This window comes from Acidimicrobiia bacterium (assembly GCA_040880805.1).
In the GTDB taxonomy this organism is placed as follows: domain Bacteria; phylum Actinomycetota; class Acidimicrobiia; order IMCC26256; family DASPTH01; genus DASPTH01.
Window position 1 is genome coordinate 12,935 of sequence record JBBDHW010000033.1, and the last position, 22,650, is coordinate 35,584.

The following is a 22,650-nucleotide window of genomic DNA, read 5'->3' on the forward strand; positions in this document are numbered from 1 at the left end:
GCATGCGAGCGCCCGCGGCCGGGGTATCCCCGGCCGCAGCGAGCGCGCGAATAGTGAGGACCGTGCACCCGCCGTCGACACTGGCGCCATGAGGTCGTACTCGTCGTTGGCTCGGGTCAGGCACCCCTGCGGCACACGGGAGGGCCCGCTGAGAGCTGCTTCCTTCCGGACCTGACTCGGTTCACAGGATCCCGTTGCGCAGGACCCGACCCTCGACGCCTCGTACGAGCCGTACCTCATTGCAGCCCGAGCCTCGGGCGGGAATTCAGCCCCCCATACGTGGGTTTGGGGTACAGGGCCCCACGAGCTCCCCGCCAAGCACGGTCGGGTGCCAGGCTACCCGGATGGACTACGAGGTGAGCCTCGCGACCGTCGAGTCACAGACGATCGCCGCGGTGCGCGAGCGCGTCACACCCGGCGACATCGCGTCTCGGTTCGGCGCGGCGCTCGACCAGGTGTGGCAGTTCGTGCGCGGGGCGGGCTTCGGCACCGGACACAACGTCTTCGTGTACGACGATGCCAACCCGGGACTCATCGAGTTCGGCGTGCAGGTCGACACTTCGTTCGAGGACGGCGACGTCGTCGTCTGCTCGGAGACACCGGCGGGCACGGTCGCGCGCGCCACGCATGTCGGACCGTACGACCAACTCGGCGTTGCGCATGCGGGCGTCCGCGCGTGGTGCCGCGACGAAGGCCGAGCGCTCGCGGGGACCTTCTGGGAGATCTACGGCGACTGGGACGACGACCCCGCGCGCCTGCGCACCGACGTCTTCTACCTGCTCGTCTGACTCACCCGGGTACCCTGATCGACCCCGGGAGGGGTGCGAGAGCGGCCGAATCGGCACGCTTGGAAAGCGTGTGTGGGGCAACTCACCGTGGGTTCGAATCCCACTCCCTCCGCCACTCCCTCCGCCGTTGCAGGATTCACAACATTCCCCCTGGTGAGCGTGCCACGCGAGCGCCCAGTCGCTCGCTGAAGGACCTCGCCTCTTTCGAAGCGGGTCGAACTCGGGATGGTCGCGCCCCCGAAACACACTTCGATGTCGGTGCTTGGACTCGGGTGTCGTGTGAGAATCGCGGAATGCCTCGTCAGCCCCTACCGCCGACTGCCGCGGTAGTTCGGTTCATCGACTGCATCAACTGCGGCGACCTCGAAGGTCTCGGCGCCTTGATGAGCGCCGATCATCGACTTGTTGTGCTTGACGAACGACCACTGGTCGGACGAGATGCGAACATCGACGCTTGGAACGGCTACTTCTCGGCCTTTCCTGACTACGTCATCTATCCACGACACATCGCGACGGCCGGCGCCAATGTCGCGGTGCTGGGAACGACTACCGGCTCTCATCTCGGCTTGGTCGACGAGGACGAGATGCAACTCGACGTGATCTGGCTCGCCGAGTCATCGGACGGGAGGCTGTCGCTGTGGCTGGTGGCGGAGGACACGCCGTCGCTTCGTGAGAGCACCGGCATTCCATCCACCGCCTGAAGGGTCATGAGCTCCCGGCCCGGAGAGGGCCCGCGTCAAAGTACGATCGAGGTCGTGGGTGCCTCGATGCTCGAAGACGAGCGCGGCGTTGACCGCCAGCAGATCAGGGAGCACCTCGCGCTGTCACCCGCCGAGCGCGTCGAACGACTGGTCCACACCGTCGCCGTCTGGAGCGAGATCCTTACGCAGGCAGGTACCCCGCCATTGGCTCGATGACGTTCGATCCAAGGCTCATCTGTGCCGCGCTCGAAGACGAAGGCGTTCGATTCGTGCTCATCGGCGGTTTCGCCGCGACGATCCACGGTTCTCCGCTCCCGACTTCCGACATCGACATCGTCCCTGCGCGCGATGACGAGAACCTTGAACGACTCGCGCGGGCGCTCGTTCGCCTGCATGCACGGCTGAGGACCGAGGGCGGGCCGGTCGATGTGCGCATCGACGCTGGCTTTCTGCGTGCGATGCCCTTCATCCTGAACCTGGTGACCGACTACGGCGACATCGATCTCACCTTCTCGCCGGCAGGTCGGCTCGACGGCTTCGACGGCTGGGACGAGGGCGCAATCGAGGCCGAGATCGGACCCGGTCTCGTCGTACGAATCGCCGCACTCGACGACATCATCGACTCGAAGCGCACCGCGGGTCGGCCCAAGGACGACCACGCGCTCCCGTATCTCGAGTCACTCCGCGACGAGATCCTGAGCCAACGCAAGGATCGTGGCCCGTAGGCGCGGGTTCGAAAGACGGTGCATTAGTTCCGCACCGTCGTGAGATTGACAACGTTTCCCCTGGTCGGATGGGGTTCGAAGGACGCACATTCCCTTCATAGCGAGTCCGCACTCGAGAGCGCATAGGTGCGTTCTGCACTGCCGCCACACGCGCCCCGCGTGTTCTCGGGCGCGCGTTCTTGCGCGCTGCCTCGTTCACCGGAATATCTACCGCTATGGGCGGGCACCATCTGCAGGTTCGGTGGAGCGAAGCAAGGCCCTGCCGGTTCCGCGCTCCCGCCGTTGGTGTTCTCACATGGCGCCGGCACGGCTCGGGAGCGCAGCTCTCACCAGGGTCAACGGATATTGGCATTCTCATTCGTTGGCGCGTAGGTGCGACTGCACGCGATGGTTTTGTAGCTCAGTCGTTCCCCGCCGCCGGGAGCGTGCTCGGCGCCGTCGAGCGTCGGCGGCGGCCACCGTTCATCTTGGGGCTTCGATTGCCGTTCTGGGCCACGGCAGTTCGCGGTTCGGGTGTGACCGCCGTTCCGTGGGCGTTGTGGACAACGACACGGTTTCGCCCTTTGAGCTTTGCCTCGAACATTGCGGCGTCAGCTCGCCCGAGGAGGGTGGGGAAATCTTCGTCCTCGTTGGCATCGACCACGCCGAAGCTTGCGGTGTACTTCGGCAAGCCCGCGTCGCGCACCGCGGTGTCGAGGTTGGCCCGAACGCTCTCGAGAGACGCCCCCGCGTCCACTGCGGTGCAGGACGGTAGGACGATGGCGAATTCCTCGCCGCCGTATCGGCACACAAGGTCTTGGCCACGCAGCGACCCGCGCAGCGTCTGCGCGAAGAGCCGCAACGCCCGATCGCCGGTCTCGTGACCGTAGGTGTCGTTGAGCTGCTTGAAGTGGTCGAGGTCGGCCATCACTATCGCGAATGGCGTGACGTCGTTGCGCAGCAGCCGCACCTTGTTCTCGAGCGCGCGCCGATTCAACAGCCCGGTGAGGCTGTCGGTGGCGGCTTGGAGCTGGGTCTCGGCCATGACCCGCAAGAGACCGATCCGTGCCCCGGCCAGGTTGGCCAACGTCTGGAGATCCCCAATCTTCTCTTCGCCGAAGACCGCGAAGGGCTCTGCGGTGGCGTGGATCACACCAACCGTGCGACCCATGATCGACACCGGCACGCACACGGCCGAACACCGGCCGAGTGCACGCCCGCGCAGCTTTGGGCAGGCGTCGAGCTCTTCGCTGTCGCTAAAGCGTTGCACCTGGGCGCGGCGCGCGGCGGGGCAGTGGTCGGGCGAGTCGACGCCACAAGTCGGGGGGTCACCGGTCGGCGATGACGCTGCCATACGTGACAAATGGGCATGACTGTTGTCGGCGAGGAGCAACTCGACCGGCGACTCCGGCAGCGTCGACACGAAGGCGCGTTCTACTGCCTCGATGACCTCGGGCTCACCCTCGGCCATCTCTAAAGCATTGGCCAATCGGGCCTCGAACTCTTGTCGTCGAACCTGGACCTCGCGCCGGTCAGCCTCGCCTTCGGCGTTGCTCACCGCTTCGGCCAACTGGCGTTGCAGCACCTTCGCGAACTCGTGGCTGCGCTGCTGCTGCTTGACGCTGCTGAACGACATCGCGGTCGCTACAGGGGCCGCGAATAGAGCCATCAAGCCTCCGACAACCAGATAGCGATCGCCACCCGAAACTACGACTGTCGCGACGAACGCCGCGACCATGCTCAACCCGACGGCGAGCGCGGTACCGGCCAACGCGTACACGCCCGCGAGCCGCTCCGCCATCGCCTGAGCCTCGCCCCACTCGGCCTCCGTGGCCTCGATACCCCGACGTTGGGTCATGACTACCTCCCGTCCGCAGCTCAGCCCGGCCCGTGCTGCGCCGACCCCCAGGGAGATGCCCTCTCCAGGGTCTTTCGACCATCGGAGTTGCCCTCTGAAGCACGAGTTACCGCTCGTCTGAGCCCGAGCTCCGACAAGACTTCGGTCTCCTCGCAAGCCTGTCGCTCGAGAGCACGCGGTACCTCCTCGACGTTCACCGGCGATGCACTCCTGCGCGAGCTGCGCGATCGGCACGCCCTGAACGCCGCGCCGGACGCTGTCGCGCGCGGTTTCCAGCTCGACCTCGCTGAGGTGTAGCCCAGGAGTCTCGTCCATTGCGGTCTCCTATCCCACCTCCCGATCACAGTCCCTCGCCAGGATGTCGCAGGCATGACCTGCATGCTACCACTGAGCGTGGGTATATAGTCACGTTGCGTGGTATCTATTCGTCGTTGTGGCATGGTCGAAACCCTGCCGTGGGTCGAGCCGACGGGATCGCCTCGCCACCTTGAGGGTGTCGGGGCGCTTCCCGACACGCTCGTCCACCTGAGCGGTGACGGCAGGGTGCTCGACTGCTGGCTGGGTTGGGCGAGCGATCTGGAATCGCGGATGCGGCCGGGCGACGTCATCGGGGTCAAGGTCGGTGACCTCCTTTCGCCGGAATCAACGGTTCGGGTGATGGAGGGCGTCACGCGGGCGTTGGAGACCGGTGAGGTCGTGTCCTGTGTCTGGCAGGCCGGACGCGACATGGACAGTGCCCGCTCGTTCTGGCAGGGCCGGTTCCGTCGCGGCGGCGCCGACGAGGTGATGGTCGTGATCGGGGACGTCACCGCGGAGGTGAGCCGTCAGGCCGCCGAGCAGCACGTCTTCGAGCTGAGCCGGCTGGTGATCGCGGCGACACATGAGGGAGCCGATACGGCGGTTCAGGACGCGTTGCGCCGCACCGCGGCGTTCGTCGGGAGTCGAGGAGCGCTTGTACTGGTGCCCGACGACGACAGCCCGCTGGGCTTCACGATCGCCCATGCGTGGACCCCGGTCGGGGTCCCGGCGGACGTCCCCGCGGTCTCGCCGGGTCGACACAGCTGGCTCGCCACCTTCCTCGCCGGTCTCGAGGAGCCGGTGATCCTCGAGACCGCGCACCTTCCCGAGGAGGCGTTCATCCTGCGCTGGATCGCGCGCGAACAAGGGCTCGTCAGCATCGGACTGATCCCCCTGGTGTGTGACGCCGAGCGGCTGGGGCTGATTGCGGTCGGCTTCCCGACCCTCCCGGATCGGGTCGCCCGGTTTCGCTTCGCGTCGCTCGGCGCGCTCGGGCCGTTACTGCTCAGCGTCAGGGAACGCCACCAACGCGAGCGAGACGAGTGGCTCCGTCACGCGGAGGAGCAGTTCCGGTCGGTGCTGCATCATTCCGCTGACATCGTGCTGAGGCTCGACGACGAGGCCCGACTCGTCTTCGTCAGTCCCTCCGTGCGCGAGATCCTCGGGTACGAGCCGGCTGAGCTCCTCGGTGAGAACGTGCTCATGCTCCTCCACCCCGACGACCTGCCCGAAGCGCTCAGCCGTTTCGAGCAGTTCCCTCTCGGCTCGGCTCGCCGAAGTCGCGTGCTTCGCATCCGGCATCGAGACGGCTCCTGGCGCAGCATCGAGTGCGTCCTCACCGACTTACGTGACGATCCCGCAGTCGGGGGTTTCGTCGCGGTCGCCCGTGACATCACCGAGCAGCTCGAGACCCAAGAGGCGCTCCGCCAGAACGAACGGAAAAACGACGCGCTGCTGCGCTACTCGACCGACATGGTCGCGGTGACCGACGCGCAGGGCATGCTCCTCCATCTCACGCCCAATCAGGTTCTGGGTTATCCAGTTGGCTCGTTGGTCGGCACGGACACGCTCGAGTTCGTGCACCCTGACGACTGGGAGCGAGCGCAAGCGGCAGGCGCCCGAGTGCTCGAGCAGCCCGAGCAATCGGTTCGCGTCGAGTTGCGCGTTCGTCACTGTGATGGCAGTTGGCGCCACTTCGATGTAGTGATGACCAGCTGTCTCGACGATCCCGCAGTTGGGGGCATCATCGTGAACGGCCGCGATATCACCCAACTGGTCGAGGCCGAGCGCGAACGAGCAAAGAGCGAGGCCGAGTTCCGCTTTCTCGCCGAGCGGGCCAGCGACATGATCTACCGCTACTGCATCGCGCCCGAACCGGGCTTTGAGTATGTGAGCAACGCCGCGGAGACCATGATCGGGTTCACGCCCGCGGAGTTCTACGCCGATCCCGAGCTCATGATTCGCCGGGTGCACCCCGATGATCGACGCACGGCGATCACGCACCTGAAGGATCCCCGGACTGCCGCGGAACGGGTGCGGTTCCGCTGGCGCCACAACAACGGGGAATGGGTGTGGACCGAGCATCGCACCGTACCCATCTTCGACGACGAGGGGCGCATGGTCGCCGCCGAAGGCATCGCCCGCGACATCACCGAGCAGGTGCGCGCGGAGACCGAGATCCGCGAGCGGGAGCTGCTCTCACGCTCGGTGCTCGAATCGATCAGCGGCCCGGCCGCCGTGCTCGATGCCGAAGGTACGATCCTGCGGGTCAACCAAGACTGGACCGCGCTGATGGCCCGGGCGAGCGGCGGCAAGCCCGAGATCGCGTCGATCGGCGCCAACTATCTGACCTTGTGCGACGGCGCGGCGTCCCACGCCGTCCCTGGCGCAGAGCAGGCTGCGACAGGGGTGCGCGCGGTGCTCTCGGGCGCGCAGGACACGTTCCGGTTTGACTACCCGATGCCCCTGCCGGACGACGAGCGCTGGTTCGTGATGCGCGTCTCACCGTTGCGGACCGAGACCGGCGGCGTCGTCGTGCACCACGTCGACATCACCGACGGCAAACGCTACGAGGAGCAGCTCGCCCGTCAGGCGCTGCACGATCCGCTGACCGGTCTCGCCAACCGTGCGCTGCTCGCCGACCGGCTCGAGGGCGCGCTCGGCCGTGCCCGTCCCCGCACCGCGTCGGTCGGAGTCCTGTTGCTCGGCCTCGACCGCTTCAACGTCGTGAACGACGGGCTTGGACACGCGGCCGGGGACGACCTCCTGGTGGCGGTCTCCGCACGTCTCCTGGAACTCGCGCTGCCCGGCGACACGGTGGCACGATTGAGCGGCGACGAGTTCGTGGTACTTCGCGAGGGCCTCCACGGCGAGCAAGAACCGGGCGCGCTCGCCAAGCGCCTCGTCGATGCCTTCGCCGCGCCGCTCCGCGAGGCGAACGGGGAACCCATCACCGTGACCGTCAGCGTCGGCATCGCGCTCGGCGACCGCAAAGCGAGCGGCGACGAGCTCTTACGCCACGCCGACGCCGCGATGCATCACGCCAAGGAGCGCGGCAGAAACCGCTTCGAGTTCTTCGACAAGCGCCTCCACGCACGCGCGCTCACCCGGCTCGGCATCGAGACCGAGTTGCACCACGCGATCGACCACGGGGCATTCCGGCTCGTCTACCAACCGATCATCGACCTGTGCTCCGGCGTCCTCGAGGGCGTCGAGGCGCTGCTGCGATGGGAGCACCCGATGCGGGGCCTGCTCCTGCCCGAGGAGTTCCTCGATGTCGCAGAAGAGGCGGGGCTCCTCGTCCCGATCGGAGACTGGGTGCTGCGAGAGGCTTGCCGACAGGCGCGGGCGTGGCAGGACACGCAGCTCGAGGCGGGCGCCCCCCGCATCTCGGTGAACGTCGCGGCGCAGCAAATGCACCACCCAAACTTCGTCGACGAGGTCCGAGCCGCAATCGAAGCCGCGGGGATCGTCCCCGCGAAGCTCATGGTCGAACTTACCGAGACCGCACTCATGGACACCGACGTCGCACACACCGCGACCCAGCTGCACAACTTCGGCGTGAGCCTCGCGATCGACGATTTCGGCACCGGCTACTCGTCGCTGAGCTACCTCAAACGACTCCCGGTCGACGAGGTCAAAATCGACCGCAGCTTCATCGACGGGCTCGGACACGACAACAACGACGCAGCCATCGTCGCGGCCATCGTGAATATGAGCCACACCCTCGGCCTCCTCTGTGTCGCCGAAGGCGTCGAGACGAGATGCCAACGCGACGCACTCCTCGCACTGGGCTGTGACCACGCACAGGGATTCCTCTTCGCGAAGCCCGCCGAACCCGGCATGATCGACCAACTGCTCGCGGAACGCCCGCGCTCGACGACCGGCTCACCACGACCCTTCGTGTCGCTGAACACGTAGCGCAAACAGAACAACCCAGCACTGGAATTCGACGCGTACTCCGAGTCAATTCTGGACCAACCATTCGATCAACTTTCACCGGTGCGAAGCGGTCAAGATGCAGCCGGTGTTGACACCGCCGCACTGCTCGCCCGCGCGACGTTGACGCCCCGGTGAACTCCACAACATGACGCCAACACTGCCCGCAGGACACGGGCTGATCGCGGCACTGCGCGACTCGGGAGGTCGGTGCGGCACCTGGGTGCCCTGCTTCGGAGCAGTCTGCTGCCGCTACCTCGCCGATGCGGCGTCCGAGGGCGCGCTGGTTCATGGTGACGGCATCGTGCTCGATGCCGACCAGGCGTTCATCGACATGTTCGGGTTCGCGGAACCCGCCGACGTGGTCGGAAAGAACGTCGTCGAGCTGATCGCGGCCCTGGGCCGCGCCCTCGACGGTGCGGCGTGTTTTGGCTGCTCACGACGTGGACCTGCCGGCGCCGCCCCCACGACCGGCGCCACGGGAGAAGACACCGTGGCCCGATGAGCGAGCGGCCGAGTCGGCGTCGGGTCGTCCGAGTAGAGCTAGAAGTGGGGCCCGCGAATCGTCGGATCGAGCACCTTCGACGCCGCCTGCGCTCCCGCGACAGGGAGACCGGAGGGATCGAGCAAGCCGAGCTGGACGAGCACGGTGGCCTGGTCCCAGTAGATGTGCTCATAGGCGATCTTGTCGCCTTCGATGCCGACGATGACGACGAACGCGACTGACACCCGGCGGCCCGTGGGTTCGACGTGCGGGAGCATCCAGTCGATCTTCGTCGTGTGGGTGAAGTCGATGACCAATTCGTCAACGAGGCCGCCATCCCCATAGGTCCGGGATACGGCAGTGAACTCAACGTCGGGCGGGAAGAACTGCCCGATCAGGCGGTCAGCATAGAACTGACGTACTTGCTCGGCGCCCGCTCCCCCCACCATTGTCGGGACGTTGACGAGGTGCGGGTTCTCGGTCATCGTCGCCAGGGTCTTGCCGAGGTCACCGCCCAGTTCGGCGTCCATGTGCTCGGCGAAGGCCGCCTCCATCACCTGTTGGATCTCGGTATCGCTCATGCCGCCTCCCTCGGGTCACCGAACCTTGTCCTTGCGCACATCCCGTGGCAACCACGAACCTACTCGTGACATGATCGACCGACGAGGCCCGCCCTTGAGCACAGAGCGCGCTCCGCCGGCGCCGACCTGCATCTGCGCCGCTCCCGTCACCGTCGCAGCGCAAGAATCTCGATCAGCGTGGGTTCAAGGTTCGAAAGACGGTGCACTAGGTCCGCAAACGTTGTCGTTGCGACAACATCGTGCCTGGTCAGACCACATTCTGAGTGTCCAGTCGGGCGTCCGATCGCCCTGGGCCCAGAAGTGCCGAACCAGCGGCCGACAACGCGTGATTGGTGGCGCGATTCACTCTGGGATCGTATGAGCGCGCGTTATGGCGCGCAGCCCGTAATCGGAGTCCGGCGCGCATCAGGCAGATCGGTATCGACGTCAGCGCTCTCGTCGTCTCAGATCAGACTTCGCGCCGAGGTACCGAGCTCTTCGCGCGTACCGAACCGGCAGGTCGCACTCTTTGCTCGTAGGCTGGTTGCGGCGTCAGGCGATGGCGGTCGGCGGGAACGGCGTCACCTCTCGCGTTCGTCGCGCCGGCCAGCCGCGCCACCCACCGCTCGAGCCCGATGGCGAAGCCGCCGTGCGGCGGCATGGCGTGGCGGAACGCCCCGAGATAGCACTCGAACGGCGCGATGTCGCTTCCTTCGAGGGCAGTTACGTAGTGCTTGTAGCGGTGCAGCCGGTGTCCGCCGGTGACGAGCTCGAACCCGCGGAAGTGCAGGTCGAAACTGTTGGTCGAGTGGTACCAAAGCTCGCGCGTGCGTGTCAGTCGTACTTCACGAGCTGGACTTCCACGCCGCCGGGCTGCTCAAGAAACGACGTGTACATCCTCGCGAAATCCTGTCGATGCGGTGCCGCACTTGTTTCCATGCCCGCTGCGACAAGGCTTGCGTGCGCCGCGTCGACATCGTCGGTACGAAACCCCAGATGGCGCAGGTGGACTTCGCCATCGTCAGACGTGCTCAGCTCCAGCTTGAAATCGGAGCCGGGGTCAACGACCACAGCAAAGTGCTCTGAACGGAACTGAGCCACCATGCCGAAGGCGGTGGTCAGCCGTTCGACTTGGTCGTCGAGGTTCGGCACTGTCAGGGCTATGTGGTCGAGTGCAGGGGATGCTGTCACGGCGGCTCCGATCTGATGGTTGGCTCGAGGCGGGAGGTGTCGCGAGCTCTCGGCAGAAGTCGGCTTCGTTGGCCCGAACGACGTCGCGGGCTTCGCGCCCACAATCCTGCGAACTTGCATCATGACGCCAGGGTGTAGCCCACCTCGTGCGCAGGCAGGAGCGTCCGAACCAGCTGGGTCGCGGGATCGGATGGCCTCGGACCCAGCCACGTCGCGATCCGGCGATCGATCTGGTTATCGATGTGGTCTCGTAGCGCAGGCATCGTCGTGTACGCCGAGCGGAACTCCGTAGCACTCATGACCTCCAGTGTCACGGGAGTGCAGGCCACGATCGTCACCGGGTTGGGGACGGCACGAACGATCCCGATCTCGCCGAAGTGCTGTCCAGACTCGAGGAGGGCGATCTCGTGCCCGTCGCGGGTCACCAGTGCCGTGCCCTCGATCACGATCCCGAACTCCAGGCGTAGGTGCCCCTGCCGAGCCAAGACCTTGCCCGGCCGCACCGAGATGTTGGCCCGGAGCCGCTCGAGGCAGCGGAGCTCCTGCTTCGACAGGTGCGCGAACGGCGGTAGTTGACGTAGCTCATGGGCAGATGCGTGGCGCTGTGGCATCTCGGTTCCTCCTTGGTGTTCCTTGCCGTGTTCGGGGCACACGGCGGTGCGAATCCGCGTGCACGAGCACGTCAGTGCTGTCCGTGTCACGATGAACGTCACCTCCGAGCGAGAGCCGTCGAGCGCCATCGCTCCCACGCCCGGGCGGAAGCGGCCGAGGGGCGCGACGGGAAGGGCCGGCTCGGGCGCGGTCATTGCGCGTATTGGAAGAGCTCGACGACGTTGCCGGAAGGGTCCTGCAGCAGGATCTGCTTGCCGGCGGGTCCTTCGATGATGTCGTTGCGGAACTGGGCGCCGGCGTCGCGGAGACGAGCGACTTCGGCGTCGATGTCGTCGACGATCAAGTGGATGCGGTTCCAGCCACCGGGTCCTGGCTTGGCGCCGTCGGACATCGGCCTGCCTGCCGAGCTGGTCGGTCCGCTGAGCAGCAGCCGTAGGTTGCCGCGGGCGACGTCGGCGAGCACGGGTGCGAAGTTGTTGAGGACCTCGAAGTCGAGGACTTTGGTGTAGAAGGCGACGGCCTCTTCGACGTCGTCAACCATGTAGCGGACGTTCACCGTCCCACTCGGTTCAGTCATTGCTCCTCCTCGTTGTCAGGACGCGGGTGTGCCGTTGGTGAGTACCGCGAGCAGGAACCCGATGCGGGTTTCGAGCTCGGCAGCGGTTCGTTGGAATGCCGGGTAGCTGGCCTCGTCATCGACTTGGCCGGCCGCCGGGTCAGGGATGCTCCAGTGGATGGTCTCGGGGTCGCCGGGGAACTCGGGGCACACCTCGCGGACCCGGTCGCACATGCTGATCACCCAGTCGAAGTGCTGGTCGGCGAACACGCCCAGATGCTTCGACTCGTGACCGGCCAGGTCGACGCCGTGCTCGTCTCGCATCACCCGGACCGCGTTGGGGTGCAACGGCTTGGGATGGCTGCCGGCGCTATAGGCCTGGACGGCTCCTCCGGAACGATCGCGGGTCAGCGCCTCGGCCATCTGCGACCGGGCGCTGTTGCCCGTGCACAAGAACAGGACCGTCGCCGTGCCTGGCCCGTCGCTGCCACCTGACGGCGGGGTGAGGCGAAGGCCGGGGTGAAGAGCCCCGGCCGTCGCCGTGAGCAGCTCACTGATCCGGGTTAAATCGGCGGTGTAGTAGGCGTCGCGGCCGTCGGCCGAGCTGCGGCGCGTCGAGACAAGGCCGGCTTCCCGGAGCTGGCCCAGGTGGTACGAGACGAGGTTCTGCGCCTCGCCGACCAGGCCCGTCAGCTCGTGCACGGTGCGGTCACTTCTGGCCAGCTCGCCCAGCAGCTGCCAACGCAGCGGATGGCCCGCCAGTTGAAGGAACTCGGGCGGGGTCATGCCCAGAACAGCGTGTTGCACCGTCACGCCCGAACTTTACATCAAGTGTGTTCGATACGTCAAGCCAGGTTGGTGCATCTTCCTGTTGGCGGCTCGGGAGCTCGGCATTCCCCCTGATTGCATGCGGTTCGAAGAGGGGTTGCGGGCGGCGACCTCAGCGAGACGGGCGAGCTCGAGGCGAGCCCCAAGGGACTCGAACGCGGTGCGGGCGGCATGCAGCTCACCTTGCGCGCGGCTCATTTCGCCCTGCTGGAGGAGGGCACGAGCGAGCAAGACACGCGTGCGGGCCCGGTCGTTTGGGGCATTGGCGTCACGCCATCCCTCCTGATGGGGCCGACGGGCCGCATCGACATCGCCGTTGCCGGTCAACTGGGTGGTGAACCTCCGGCACTGCTGTGCTGCCATGCGCGCAGCGCGCCGATGGACGCGCCCCAGTCGATCGGCGACTCGCACGTAGGGCAGTCGGCGTCATCATCGGTGATGACGGACTCGCAGTGCGAGCACCGAAGTGCCGGTTGGGGCTCGGACTCGAAGACTGCGGTTGCCCGAGCGGCCGGCGTGATGGCCGAGGTCTCGTTCATCGGACGCTGCTTTCCTCGGATTGGCGAATCGGTCGAGTCGACGATGCACGGCTTCGAGCCGCTGCGCACGGGCCGGAAGTCCCAACTTGGCGCCCCCGGCGGGATTCCCGGGTTCGAAAGCTGGTGCACAAGGTCCGCAGCGTCGGGCTCAGAGCTCCGCGAGCCCCTGCGCGACATGGGCGAGCCACCAGCACCATTCGTCGTCGTTGCGAGTAGCGCTCGGCTTGGCGCTCGAACAGCGTGCCGAGGCGACGAGCGATATCGAGACGACGAGCGTCGGACGTGGCACCCGCTTCGCATATCTGCGCACCGTCCTCGAACCGCTTCGATCGCAGATGGACCAGCACGCGCTGGATCGGGCCGTCGCGGCGCTTGCAGTTGCGGTCGGCATCGAGGCGCAGATCGTGTTGCGGGACCTCTGCCATCTCGACGACGACGAGGTCGAAGACGTGGTCCCGGTGGACGTGTCGAACCATCGTCAAGTCGTTGATGGGAGCCGACACCCCCGCCCGATGATCCTCGCGGCCGGGCGATCGTCGGCCACCGAACCGGCCGTGTCGTCAGCCCACGCGTCGAGCGATTGAAGGTCTGTTCAAAAGGCGTCCCACAAGTTCCGCAGCGACCCGGCTGGTCACGTGTCGTCCCTGGTCAGGGCTGGTTCGAGAGAAGGGCGCTTCCCGAGGGCGGCTGAGCGACGTTTCAGCAGCCGAGGGCGTAGCTGATCGCCGAGCAGACCCTCCGCATCGTGTCCTCAGTCACGGATCCGACGTGGGTAGTGAGCGACGCCTGGGCGACCGTATGGATGCCGTCGCAATTGATGACCGAGGCGCGGTCGAGGCCGGCACGGTCGTGCTCGAAGTCCACCTCGGCCGCGATGTTTCGGATCGAGGTTGTGACTTCAGCGACCGTGACGAGCTGGCGCACGTCGATCACCTGGGGTCGCGTCAACACCAAGACGGGCCTGCGTTTGCCGCCGATTTGGGCCAACCAGATCTCACCCCGGTTCACTCCTCGGTCCACGCTTCGGCTTCGGTCCAGAACGAGTCGGCTCGTTCGGGCTGGCGCTCATAGGCGGCTCGGTCGGCCTGCGCCAATGCCGCGCGCACGGCAGCCGCAACACCGTCGCGAGCTGCTGCCGAGACGTTGATCCCGAGCTGGCGGGCGCGTTCCGCCAAGGAGTCGTCGAGGGTGAACGTCGTGCGGGTTGTCGCCATACGTTCATGCTAGCGTCCGCCGCGAGCGTGGGTGGCGGGCATCTACGAGGTTCTCCTTCGTTCGTCCAGGCCGACCCGGCACGCGGGCCCGTCTCCGGATACCGAACAGCGTCGCGAAGCAACGACACCGTCGACGCGATGGTCGTCGCCGGAGCGGTCATACGCGGAGGCGGACAAGTGCTGACCAGGGTCTTCCGCGGGGTTGGTAGTCCTTGGTGGGGTCCATCGTGAGTGGCGGAGTGGTTCTTCGTCGTGGGTGATGACGCGGCGACCGACCGCGGTAGCGTGCGCGCCGTGGTAGGTCCGGTGGTCGGGTGAAGATCGGCGGCGGCACGGTCCGTGGGACGCGCGCGGCATGACGATCCGCGGCAAGGCACACATCGTCGGCGCCTACGAGCACCCGGCGCGGCGGCTTCCCGATTCGACCCTGCCACGCATCCATGCCGAGGTGATCACCGGCGCGCTGGCCGATGCCGGCCTGATGCTGTCGGATGTCGACGGCTTCTTCTGCGACTCGACCGTCGGTTTCGGCCCCATCTCGATGGTCGAGTACCTCGGCCTGCACGTGGGGTACGTGGACTCCACCGAGATCGGCGGCTCGTCGTACGTCGCGCACGTCGGCCACGCGGCCACCGCGATCGCGGAGGGAAAGTGCTCGATCGCGTTGGTCAGCCTGGCCGGCATCGCGACGCTGGGCGGCGGCGGGCGCCCCGGCCGCGCGTTCCCCGAGGGACCATTCGAGAACATCTGGGGGCTGACGGGCCCGGTGTCGAACTACGCGATCGCCGCCCGTCGACACATGTACGAGTTCGGCACGACGAGCGCGCAACTCGCGGAGATCAAGGTCGCGGCGTCGCTGCACGCACAGCACAATCCCAATGCCTTGCTACAAGACCCGGTGACGGTCGAGGAAGTGCTCGACTCACCCATGATCGCCGACCCCCTGCACCGCTTCGACTGTTGCGTAGTCACCGACGGTGGTGGCGCGGTCGTGGTCGCGCGCTCTGAGGTCGCGCGTGACCTCGCTCGCCCGAGCGTAAAGGTGCTCGGTCACGGCGAAGCGGTGAAGCACACCGACAACGGACGCGTCGACCTCACGTACAGCGGCGCGGTGTGGTCGGGCGCGCGTGCATTCGCCGAAGCGGGAATCGGGCCTGCCGACGTCGACTACGCGTCGATCTACGACTCGTTCACCATCACCGTCCTCGAGTGCATCGAAGATCTCGGCTTCTGCGAGAAGGGCAAAGGAGGCACTTTCGTGCTCGACGGCGCGCTCGTCGCGCCCGGTGGCCGACTTCCCTTCAACACCGATGGTGGCGGGTTGTGCAACAACCACCCCGGCAACCGGGGCGGCATGACGAAGATCATCGAGGCGGTACGCCAACTCCGTGGCGAGACCCATCCCGCGGTCCAGGTACCCGACTGCGCGCTCGCCATCGCGCACGGCACGGGCGGCTCGCTCTCCACGCGTATGGGCAGCGCCACGCTCGTGCTCGGACGGGACGACGCGTGAAGTCCACGGGCCGATGTCGATGAGCGAACCACTGCCGACCCCCGTCCCCGAGGTGACACCCGAGACCGCTGCGTTCTGGTCGGCCACCGCCGACGGCACGCTGCTGCTTCCTCGCTGCGAGCGCTGCGACACCGTGATCTGGTACCCGCGCTCGTTCTGCCCGGCGTGCGGGAGCCTGGAGACCACGTGGTTCCCTGCGAGCGGACTCGGCTCGGTCTACAGCTTCACGATCATTCGGCGCGGCGCGGCGCCGTACGACCGCTCGGTCCCCTACATCGTTGCGTACGTCGAGCTCGCGGAGGGCCCGCGCGTGCTGACCAACGTCGTCGAATGCGAACCCGACGAAGTCGAGGTGGGAATGGCGGTGGAGGTGGTCTTCCACGACACGGGCGAGGGTCCGGCGCTCTACCGCTTCCGCCCGCTCAGACGCTGACACTCGGCTTGTAGCGTATGGCGATCTAGATGGTAGAATGGCTGCCATGAGAACTGCCATCGATGCTGCCGGTCGCCTCGTGGTTCCGAAGGTCCTGCGCGACCGGCTGCTTCTCTTCGGCGGGTCCCAGGTCGACGTGGTCGAGCACGACGGTGTGATCGAGATCCGCGCCGCGCCGGCGGAGGTGCGCATCGTCGACACGCCGGAGGGGCCGGTCGCCGTCCCGATCGAGGTGCTGCCCACATTGACAGACGACGACGTCCGGACCACGCTCGAGCGCACTCGCCGTTGACCGCTGTCGACACCAGCGTCGTCGTGCCGGCCCTCGCGACGTGGCACGAGGCACATGAGCCCAGCCGCCACGCCGCGTCAGGTGCATCGATCCCCGCGCACGCGCTCCTCGAGTCGTATGCGGTACTCACCCGACTGCCCGCTCCGCACCGCCTCGACAGCTCGACCGCGTCCGAGCTGCTCGGGCGCTGGTTCCCGCCGTCCCGGATCCTCGAACTCGATCGCGCGCAGACGGGCTCGCTGCTCGCCCGTCTCGCAGCAGCGGGGGTCGACGGCGGGTCCGCCTACGACGGGATCATCGCGCTCACCACCGCAGCCCACGACGAGACGCTGCTCACGCGAGATGCACGCGCATCCGCCACCTACGAACGGCTCGGTGTGCCGTACCGCCTCGTCGACTGACGCGTGCAGCCGTGACGCGACACAGACGACACTGACTACCGCGCGGCGGGCACCACTCCTTCGGCAACGTCGTACTCGCCGTTCGCGACGCGCAGCTTGTTGTGGGGCTCGCCGCGACCGAGATCGACGAGCGTGATGCCGCGCGCCGCCGCTTCGGCGATCAGGTCGAGGAGCAGGATCAGGCCGGGTGAGTAGTTCCCAAAGCTCGCGTCGTAGGCGGGGAACCACCACACCAGGCGATCCCGACCCAGCAGCCCGAAGTGCACGGCAACGAGATGATCACCGGCGCGCAGCGTGCTGAGCAGGCCGGTGAGCCCGTCAGCTGCGGTGGCGGCGAGCGCGCGCACGACGTCGACGATCCACGGTTGGTCGAACCGGTCCCACACCCCTGTTTCGCGGTACTGCGCCGACTTCCAGTCGAACAACGCGTCGAGCGCGCGGCCGTCGTCGGTCTGCCACTCGACGACGACGTCGCCGATCTGCCTGGCCAGCTTGCGCCGCCTGCGAGCCACCTGCGCGAGCACGTCCTTGGAGCTCGCGCGTACCTGCGCGAGATACGCGTCGTGACCGGCGGACAGGTCGACGGTCGGCGAGCGGTGGCGCGAGTGGTGGAACGGTGCGAAAGGCTGTTGTGTCGAGACGAGATGGTCGAAGCTCCACGACTGCAATCCTGCAGCGCGCACCAACGCGGCCGGGTCCCAGTCGAAGCCAGCGCGCGCGACGAGCGCCTGCGCGTCACAGATGGTGGCGCCGATCGGCGCGCCCGCTCCGTCGCCGGCCGACGAGAAGGCGAAGAACGCGGCGATCTCGCCCGCGTCCTCGATCACGGCGACGCGGGCGTCGTCGCGCGTGGCGTCGACCGCGGTAGCGAATTCGGGAGTGAGAAACGGGCTCGCGACGGTGGGATCGTCGCGCTGGAAGGCGCACCAGGCGTCGCGTTCGGCAGTGCCGAGCTCACCCGGGCGCAGGATCCGCACCTGCACCGCCAGTCTCCCATTGTCGGGCGTTCCTGCTGCCGTTGCGGCCGAACGGCCGAACCACGAACGGCACTAACCTGCTCCGCAGATTACCGCCCCCGGATCGTCGTCTTCTTTCCGCGGCGCGCGGTCTCGAGTCGCGGAGGAAGATGAGTCGCCTGCTGATCGGGGTGCCGGCCCGGAACGAAGCGGAGCGGATCGTGGAGCTCGCGGGTCGCATCGAGTCCGGCGCGGCGATGCTCGACGCTTCGTACGACACCCGTCTCGCGCTCGCCTACCAGACCAGCGACGATGACACCCTCGCTCGTTTCACGGCCCGCTCCAGCAGGATCCCGCAGGTCGTCTTGCAATCGCCACGCACACTCGTGGGCAAGGGCGCCAATGTCAAGCTGCTCATGCGTCGCGCGCTGGGAGACGACGACGACTTCCTCCTCCTCGTCGACGCCGATCTCGGCGACTACGACCCGCGTAACCTCCTGCGCGTCATCGACGCGGCAGAACGACATTGTCACTCGCTCGTGTTGCCGTTGTGGTGCCGGCCACAAGGGCAGGGCAACACCACCAACTATCTCGCCTCGCCGTTGGTGTACGCGACGCACCGCGCTCGGATCCGCCAGCCGCTCGCCGGTCACATGCTGCTGCACCGCTCGCTCCTCGAACGGCTCGATGTCGACGCGCTCCCCGACGACTACGGCATCGACATCATGGTCACGCTCGCCGCGCTCGGAGCCGGTGTTCCGGTCGGCCAGGTGTCGCTGGTTGCGCCCGAGCATCCGTCGAAGGAAGGGAACAGCGAACGGGTGATGGTCGAGGTCGCAACGGCCGTGCTACGAGCACTCGGCGAGCTACCCACCGCCGACCGTCCCGACGTGTGCTGGCCGGAGCGCTACTGGGACGGTTGGGAGTGGCCGCGGAACGGCGGGATCGAAACCGACCACGTCGACGTGATCCTCCAGCACGTAGGAGCCGACGCGGAGCTCGAATCCTGGCTCGCGCTCGGTGACGCGAGCGACGACGACGTCGCGGAGATGTGGTGCGATCATCTCGCCGACGCCGTGCGCCGGGTCCGGTCGCCGCACCCGGACCTCTTCCGGATCGTGAACGATCTCGTGTGCCCGTTCTTCGTGCACGCGGAACGCCGAGCCCGCCGCAAGACATCGGTCGCCGAGCTCGAGGAGTACGTGGCCGACCTCGGCCTCCGGCTCGCGGCGCGCCTGCACGGATGAGCCGGCACGGATGAGCCGGGTCGCGGTGCTCGCACCGCACCCCGACGACGAGGTGCTCGGCTGCACGTCGGTGCTCGTCGAGCACGACGCGATCGTCGTTCACGTGACCGACGGCGTACCCGCGAGCGTCAGCGGTGATGCCGCGGTTTCGATGCGCGCCGCGCGTGACCGCGAGGGCCGTGACGCGTGCGCGGCGCTCGGTGCGCGCGTCGAGCGCTTCGTGACGCTCGACGCGGTTGATCAGGAAGTGTGGTTTCGGACCGCCGAAGTAGCCAGCGCGCTCGCGGAGCTCCTTCCCGAGCTCGAATGTGATGCCGTGTACGTGCCCGCGTTCCAGAGCGGTCATCCCGACCACGACGGGGTGTACGTCGCGGCGCAGCTCGCGCGCAACTCGCTCGCCGACCCGCGGCTCCGCTGGACGTGCTACGCGCTGTACGCGCTCGACGACCACGGCATACCGGGCTACGGCTGGCTCCACCCGGGACTGTATCCAGTCGTCGCCGATCGGCCCTTCTCCGCCGAAGAGATCGCCCGGAAGTCGCGCGCGCTGCGCGCCTTCACCACGCAGGTCGGTCCGGGCTCGGTGGTGCAGACCTGGCTCGATGCGCCGGTCGGCGAGCGGTTTGCTCCACTACCGGCGCGTGACGCACCGCTCCCGCTGCTGCGCTCGTACTACGACGAGGTGTTCCGCTTCGGCGAGCAGGGCATCGACCGCGGCACCGTTGACCACATGCTGCGCGACGCGCTGGCAGCTTCGTGATGGCCGTCGACCTGCACGCGCTGATGGGCATCGCGCTCGCCGAGGCGCGCGCCGCGCCGAAGCATGGCGACGTGCCGGTGGGCGCCGTCGTCGCGGAGCTCGCTACCGGTGAGCTCGTGGCGCGGCGTCACAACGAACGCGAGCTGCTGGCGGATCCCACCGCCCACGCCGAGATTCTGGCGTTGCGCGACGCGGCGACTTCGAGAGGAAGCTGGCGACTCGACGGTTGTGTGCTCGTGGTGACGCTCGAGCCCTGTCCGATGTGCGCCGGTGCAGCCGTGGCAGCTCGCGTGTCCGAAGTTGCGTTCGGCGCGGCCGATCCCAAGGCCGGCGCGCTCGGGACCCTCTACAACCTCGGTGCCGACTCGCGTCTCAATCACGAGTTCGCGGTGCACGCGGGCGTGCGTTCGGACGAGGCCGCGACACTCCTGAAGGATTTCTTCGCCGATCGGCGCCCGTAGCGCGATCGGTAGAATGCCCGGCGGAGGGATGCGAGAGCGGCCGAATCGGATGGTCTCGAAAACCATTGTGGGGCAACCCACCGTGGGTTCAAATCCCACTCCCTCCGCTCACCGCGAAGCCGCGGGTACTTCGCGGCTCGCTCAGTCGTCGATGGCCTGGTAGGCCGAGGTCCAGAAGTCGAGACAGACGTTCGGAGGACTGGCCGAAGTCCAGCCGCGCTGGGTCATCAGGATCGTGACCATGTCCTCGCCGGGGTCCGCATACCAGGAAGTAAGCATCATCTGACCGAACGCCAGGAAGTCGTCGACGGTCGAGACCAAACCGCCTGCGCCCGACGGGAACGCGGGCGGCGCGCTCCATTGTCCGCCGACAGGCGCGTCTGCCAACTCGAGCGCGCCGGTTTCGAAATTCGTCCAGTAGCTGGTAGCAAGCCGATCGAGATTGCTCGCGGCGACGTGGAAACCGGTGTCGTGCATTCCGAGCGGCTCGAAGATCCGTTCGCGCAGGAACGTCTCGAACGGTTGGCCCGCGCGGCAGCGTGCCGACGCGCCGGATCCACTCATCCGGTCCAGGCGGGGTCGACGGGCTCGGCGCGCCCTGCCCGAGCGCCGCCGCGTCCATTGCCTCTTCGATCGGATACGGACCGTCCGGCGCCATGACGATGCCGAAGCCCAAACGAAACGTCAGTAGGTCGCGCACCGTGATCGGCCGGTTTGCAGGCACGGTGTCGTCGAGCGGCCCGTCGAGGCGCTTCAGGACCTTGCGGCCAGACAGTTCCGGCAGCAGCCGGTCCACGGGCTCGTCGAGCCGGAGCTTGCACTCCTCGACGAGGATCATCGTCGCCACGGCCGTGACCGGCTTGGTCATCGAGGCGACACGGAAGATCGTGTCGCGCCGCATCGGGTCACGTCCGCCGAGGGCCTTCATACCGATCGCATCGACGTGCACCTCCCCGCGCCGGCTGACCAGCGTGACGAGACCGGGCACCTCGCCGCGCTCCACATAGCCGGTCATTACGTCGTGCATGCGCTCGAGCCGAGCCTTGGACAATCCTCCGGTGCTCATCGGTGACTTCCCTTCGGTCCGACGGTCACTTCTCGTGTGCAGCCCCTGCCGCCGTCGAGATCGATCGCCATTGTTGTTGACGTGAGCGCGCTCGCCGATCCGGACGAGCTCGCGCTGGAGACCTTGACCCGCCTCCAACTGACCGCGCATCGGTTGGGCATCTCGATCCGGCTGCACGGTGCGCGTGGAGAGCTCGTGGATCTTCTCGCCCTGGTTGGGCTCTCCGACGTGTTGCCGGTGGTCGTCGAGTCAGCCGGATTCGCTCGATCAGCCGGTGAGCCGGATCGGCACGCCGAAGAGCGGGAACAACCTCTGGTCGACGAAGAAGTCGATCCCGGTGATGCGACCGGCTGACAATTCGAGGACGTGAATCGACCACGCCTCGAAGCCGCCGACGGGACTCGACCGCCATTGTGCGAATGCCGGTGCCCCGTTCGCGGCGATCGGAGCCAACCGCGACCCGCGGCACGCACTGCCCGGCCCGCGGAGCCACGCGCCGAGCTCTCCCGAGCCTCGCAGCCACAGCGCGTACGGCGGCATCGACATCGTCGCGTCGTCGTGGAGCAACTTCACGAGCGACTCGATGTCGAACCGTTCGAACGCGTCGACGTAGCGCGCGAGCAGTTCTTGGTGCGCGTCGTCGATCGGAGGCAGCACGTTGCGCGTGGTGACGTTGCGGTCGGCGAGTGTCGACCGCGCGCGCTGGAGCGCGCTGTTCACCGACACCACCGTCGTGTCGAGTAGCTCCGCGACTTCGTTCGCCTTCCATCTCAACACCTCTCGCAGGATCAACACTGCGCGCTGGCTCGGCGGGAGATGCTGCAACGCAGCGACGAACGCCAGCCGCACCGATTCGCGGGTCTCGGCTTCCTCGGCCGGATCTCCTGCGGCCGTCATGACGCGACCATCGGGAACGGGTCCGACCCACGTGAGCTCGGGAAGGGGCGGATCGACCGGTCCGTCGGCCCGACCGACGGCCATGAAGTCCATAGGGAGCGCGCGCCGCCGGCGTCCCTTCAGCATGTCGAAGCACACGTTGGTCGCGATGCGATAGAGCCACGACCGCACCGCCGCGCGGCCCTCGAACCGATCGAAGCTGCGCCACGCGCGCACCAACGTCTCTTGCACCGCGTCTTCGGCTTCGAATGCCGATCCGAGCATCCGGTAGCAGTACGCGGTCAACTCGGTTCGGTGCTGCTCGAAACCCAGCTCGACAGCGGTGGGGTCGAGCTTCGCAGTGTCGGTCATGC

Annotated in this window: 24 protein-coding genes, 2 tRNA genes, 1 other RNA gene and 2 pseudogenes; 16 read left to right on the forward strand and 13 right to left on the reverse strand. The window is 67.2% G+C overall.

Annotated elements, in window-relative coordinates:
• Positions 1–60 precede the first annotated feature (60 nt).
• An RNA gene (gene ffs / locus WD271_08310) (signal recognition particle sRNA large type) lies at positions 61–324 on the reverse strand.
• 20 nt (positions 325–344) lie between these two features.
• Between ffs and WD271_08315 the strand changes: the two genes are divergently transcribed.
• The 5 genes from WD271_08315 (at position 345) to WD271_08335 (ending at position 2,214) form a co-directional block, all read left to right on the forward strand.
• Positions 345–788 (forward strand): GyrI-like domain-containing protein, encoded by a 444-nt coding sequence (locus WD271_08315; protein MEX1007835.1) that lies wholly within the window; start codon positions 345–347, stop codon positions 786–788.
• Positions 789–815: 27 nt separating this feature from the next.
• Positions 816–903 (forward strand) — tRNA-Ser (locus WD271_08320).
• A 178-nt stretch (positions 904–1,081) separates the two neighbouring features.
• Complete coding sequence (locus WD271_08325) at positions 1,082–1,489, forward strand: nuclear transport factor 2 family protein (protein ID MEX1007836.1); 408 nt, start codon at positions 1,082–1,084, stop codon at positions 1,487–1,489.
• Positions 1,490–1,543: 54 nt separating this feature from the next.
• Complete coding sequence (locus WD271_08330) at positions 1,544–1,705, forward strand: hypothetical protein (protein ID MEX1007837.1); 162 nt, start codon at positions 1,544–1,546, stop codon at positions 1,703–1,705.
• Entirely contained in the window at positions 1,702–2,214 is a 513-nt protein-coding gene (locus WD271_08335) for a hypothetical protein (protein MEX1007838.1), read from the forward strand. The genes WD271_08330 and WD271_08335 overlap by 4 nt, the downstream gene beginning before the upstream one ends.
• 400 nt (positions 2,215–2,614) lie before the next feature.
• Here the strand turns inward: WD271_08335 and WD271_08340 are convergent, their stop codons facing one another.
• Positions 2,615–4,051 (reverse strand): sensor domain-containing diguanylate cyclase, encoded by a 1,437-nt coding sequence (locus WD271_08340; protein ID MEX1007839.1) that lies wholly within the window; start codon positions 4,049–4,051, stop codon positions 2,615–2,617.
• A 414-nt stretch (positions 4,052–4,465) separates the two neighbouring features.
• Between WD271_08340 and WD271_08345 the strand changes: the two genes are divergently transcribed.
• Positions 4,466–8,269 carry an EAL domain-containing protein gene (locus WD271_08345; protein MEX1007840.1) on the forward strand — a complete coding sequence of 1,268 codons (3,804 nt, stop codon included), beginning with the start codon at positions 4,466–4,468 and terminating at the stop codon, positions 8,267–8,269.
• Positions 8,270–8,435: 166 nt separating this feature from the next.
• Entirely contained in the window at positions 8,436–8,792 is a 357-nt protein-coding gene (locus WD271_08350; GenBank protein ID MEX1007841.1) for a PAS domain-containing protein, read from the forward strand.
• 38 nt (positions 8,793–8,830) lie between these two features.
• Here WD271_08350 and WD271_08355 read toward each other — a convergent pair whose 3' ends face one another.
• From WD271_08355 to WD271_08380, 6 genes and pseudogenes are all read right to left on the reverse strand, one after another.
• Positions 8,831–9,352 (reverse strand): hypothetical protein, encoded by a 522-nt coding sequence (locus tag WD271_08355; GenBank protein ID MEX1007842.1) that lies wholly within the window; start codon positions 9,350–9,352, stop codon positions 8,831–8,833.
• A 526-nt stretch (positions 9,353–9,878) separates the two neighbouring features.
• Positions 9,879–10,136 (reverse strand): annotated as a pseudogene (locus WD271_08360) (amino acid--tRNA ligase-related protein).
• Between the two features lie 29 nt (positions 10,137–10,165).
• Complete coding sequence (locus tag WD271_08365; protein MEX1007843.1) at positions 10,166–10,522, reverse strand: VOC family protein; 357 nt, start codon at positions 10,520–10,522, stop codon at positions 10,166–10,168.
• 119 nt (positions 10,523–10,641) lie between these two features.
• Complete coding sequence (locus WD271_08370; GenBank protein ID MEX1007844.1) at positions 10,642–11,328, reverse strand: cyclic nucleotide-binding domain-containing protein; 687 nt, start codon at positions 11,326–11,328, stop codon at positions 10,642–10,644.
• Positions 11,325–11,711, reverse strand: a complete 387-nt coding sequence (locus WD271_08375) for a VOC family protein (GenBank protein MEX1007845.1) — start codon at positions 11,709–11,711, stop codon at positions 11,325–11,327. Before WD271_08375 ends, WD271_08370 begins: the two co-directional genes overlap by 4 nt.
• A 15-nt stretch (positions 11,712–11,726) precedes the next feature.
• Entirely contained in the window at positions 11,727–12,503 is a 777-nt protein-coding gene (locus tag WD271_08380) for an ArsR family transcriptional regulator (GenBank protein ID MEX1007846.1), read from the reverse strand.
• Positions 12,504–13,263: 760 nt separating this feature from the next.
• Between WD271_08380 and WD271_08385 the strand changes: the two genes are divergently transcribed.
• Entirely contained in the window at positions 13,264–13,641 is a 378-nt protein-coding gene (locus WD271_08385) for a hypothetical protein (GenBank protein ID MEX1007847.1), read from the forward strand.
• Positions 13,642–13,756: 115 nt separating this feature from the next.
• Here the strand turns inward: WD271_08385 and WD271_08390 are convergent, their stop codons facing one another.
• Positions 13,757–14,077, reverse strand: coding sequence for a type II toxin-antitoxin system PemK/MazF family toxin (locus WD271_08390; protein MEX1007848.1), 321 nt, complete (start codon positions 14,075–14,077; stop codon positions 13,757–13,759).
• The gene (locus tag WD271_08395) at positions 14,062–14,271 is read right to left on the reverse strand and encodes a type II toxin-antitoxin system CcdA family antitoxin (GenBank protein ID MEX1007849.1); all 210 of its coding nucleotides are present in this window, start codon (positions 14,269–14,271) and stop codon (positions 14,062–14,064) included. Before WD271_08395 ends, WD271_08390 begins: the two co-directional genes overlap by 16 nt.
• Before the next feature lie 355 nt (positions 14,272–14,626).
• Here WD271_08395 and WD271_08400 point away from each other — a divergent pair, with 355 nt between their 5' ends.
• The 4 genes from WD271_08400 to WD271_08415 are packed head-to-tail and all read left to right on the forward strand — an operon-like array spanning position 14,627 to position 16,910.
• Positions 14,627–15,784 carry a thiolase domain-containing protein gene (locus WD271_08400; GenBank protein MEX1007850.1) on the forward strand — a complete coding sequence of 386 codons (1,158 nt, stop codon included), beginning with the start codon at positions 14,627–14,629 and terminating at the stop codon, positions 15,782–15,784.
• A gap of 19 nt (positions 15,785–15,803) precedes the next feature.
• A complete protein-coding gene (locus tag WD271_08405) occupies positions 15,804–16,217 on the forward strand; it encodes a Zn-ribbon domain-containing OB-fold protein (protein ID MEX1007851.1) in 414 nt (137 codons plus the stop codon).
• A gap of 46 nt (positions 16,218–16,263) precedes the next feature.
• Positions 16,264–16,509: an antitoxin gene (locus WD271_08410; protein MEX1007852.1), complete on the forward strand. Its 246-nt coding sequence runs from the start codon at positions 16,264–16,266 to the stop codon at positions 16,507–16,509.
• Positions 16,506–16,910, forward strand: coding sequence for a PIN domain-containing protein (locus tag WD271_08415; GenBank protein MEX1007853.1), 405 nt, complete (start codon positions 16,506–16,508; stop codon positions 16,908–16,910). The genes WD271_08410 and WD271_08415 overlap by 4 nt, the downstream gene beginning before the upstream one ends.
• A 35-nt stretch (positions 16,911–16,945) precedes the next feature.
• On the opposite strand, the gene WD271_08420 is transcribed toward WD271_08415, so the two are convergent.
• Entirely contained in the window at positions 16,946–17,893 is a 948-nt protein-coding gene (locus WD271_08420; protein MEX1007854.1) for a GNAT family N-acetyltransferase, read from the reverse strand.
• 143 nt (positions 17,894–18,036) lie between these two features.
• Between WD271_08420 and WD271_08425 the strand changes: the two genes are divergently transcribed.
• The 4 genes from WD271_08425 to WD271_08440 all read left to right on the forward strand — a co-directional run bounded on the left by WD271_08425 (position 18,037) and on the right by WD271_08440 (position 20,441).
• The gene (locus WD271_08425; protein ID MEX1007855.1) at positions 18,037–19,113 is read left to right on the forward strand and encodes a hypothetical protein; all 1,077 of its coding nucleotides are present in this window, start codon (positions 18,037–18,039) and stop codon (positions 19,111–19,113) included.
• Positions 19,114–19,123: 10 nt separating this feature from the next.
• Positions 19,124–19,873: a PIG-L family deacetylase gene (locus WD271_08430; protein ID MEX1007856.1), complete on the forward strand. Its 750-nt coding sequence runs from the start codon at positions 19,124–19,126 to the stop codon at positions 19,871–19,873.
• Positions 19,873–20,334 carry a nucleoside deaminase gene (locus WD271_08435; GenBank protein ID MEX1007857.1) on the forward strand — a complete coding sequence of 154 codons (462 nt, stop codon included), beginning with the start codon at positions 19,873–19,875 and terminating at the stop codon, positions 20,332–20,334. Before WD271_08430 ends, WD271_08435 begins: the two co-directional genes overlap by 1 nt.
• Before the next feature lie 22 nt (positions 20,335–20,356).
• Positions 20,357–20,441: transfer RNA gene (locus WD271_08440), tRNA-Ser, on the forward strand.
• Positions 20,442–20,475: 34 nt separating this feature from the next.
• Here the strand turns inward: WD271_08440 and WD271_08445 are convergent.
• Positions 20,476–21,400 (reverse strand): annotated as a pseudogene (locus WD271_08445) (serine hydrolase domain-containing protein).
• Positions 21,401–21,667: 267 nt separating this feature from the next.
• Positions 21,668–22,648, reverse strand: a complete 981-nt coding sequence (locus WD271_08450; GenBank protein ID MEX1007858.1) for a sigma-70 family RNA polymerase sigma factor — start codon at positions 22,646–22,648, stop codon at positions 21,668–21,670.
• Positions 22,649–22,650 lie beyond the last annotated feature (2 nt).

What these genes read in the sequence shown, in the direction of transcription:
- WD271_08315 (MEX1007835.1), top strand. Translation starts at nt 345, where the DNA reads ATGGACTACGAGGTGAGCCTCGCGACCGTCGAGTCACAGACGATCGCC.
- WD271_08375 (MEX1007845.1), bottom strand. Translation starts at nt 11,711, where the DNA reads ATGACTGAACCGAGTGGGACGGTGAACGTCCGCTACATGGTTGACGAC.
- WD271_08370 (MEX1007844.1), bottom strand. Translation starts at nt 11,328, where the DNA reads ATGACCGCGCCCGAGCCGGCCCTTCCCGTCGCGCCCCTCGGCCGCTTC.
- WD271_08435 (MEX1007857.1), top strand. Translation starts at nt 19,873, where the DNA reads ATGGCCGTCGACCTGCACGCGCTGATGGGCATCGCGCTCGCCGAGGCG.
- WD271_08325 (MEX1007836.1), top strand. Translation starts at nt 1,082, where the DNA reads ATGCCTCGTCAGCCCCTACCGCCGACTGCCGCGGTAGTTCGGTTCATC.
- WD271_08400 (MEX1007850.1), top strand. Translation starts at nt 14,627, where the DNA reads ATGACGATCCGCGGCAAGGCACACATCGTCGGCGCCTACGAGCACCCG.
- WD271_08355 (MEX1007842.1), bottom strand. Translation starts at nt 9,352, where the DNA reads ATGAGCGATACCGAGATCCAACAGGTGATGGAGGCGGCCTTCGCCGAG.
- WD271_08430 (MEX1007856.1), top strand. Translation starts at nt 19,124, where the DNA reads ATGAGCCGGGTCGCGGTGCTCGCACCGCACCCCGACGACGAGGTGCTC.
- WD271_08395 (MEX1007849.1), bottom strand. Translation starts at nt 14,271, where the DNA reads ATGGCGACAACCCGCACGACGTTCACCCTCGACGACTCCTTGGCGGAA.
- WD271_08450 (MEX1007858.1), bottom strand. Translation starts at nt 22,648, where the DNA reads ATGACCGACACTGCGAAGCTCGACCCCACCGCTGTCGAGCTGGGTTTC.
- WD271_08335 (MEX1007838.1), top strand. Translation starts at nt 1,702, where the DNA reads ATGACGTTCGATCCAAGGCTCATCTGTGCCGCGCTCGAAGACGAAGGC.
- WD271_08410 (MEX1007852.1), top strand. Translation starts at nt 16,264, where the DNA reads ATGAGAACTGCCATCGATGCTGCCGGTCGCCTCGTGGTTCCGAAGGTC.
- WD271_08340 (MEX1007839.1), bottom strand. Translation starts at nt 4,051, where the DNA reads ATGACCCAACGTCGGGGTATCGAGGCCACGGAGGCCGAGTGGGGCGAG.
- WD271_08405 (MEX1007851.1), top strand. Translation starts at nt 15,804, where the DNA reads ATGAGCGAACCACTGCCGACCCCCGTCCCCGAGGTGACACCCGAGACC.
- WD271_08350 (MEX1007841.1), top strand. Translation starts at nt 8,436, where the DNA reads ATGACGCCAACACTGCCCGCAGGACACGGGCTGATCGCGGCACTGCGC.
- WD271_08425 (MEX1007855.1), top strand. Translation starts at nt 18,037, where the DNA reads ATGAGTCGCCTGCTGATCGGGGTGCCGGCCCGGAACGAAGCGGAGCGG.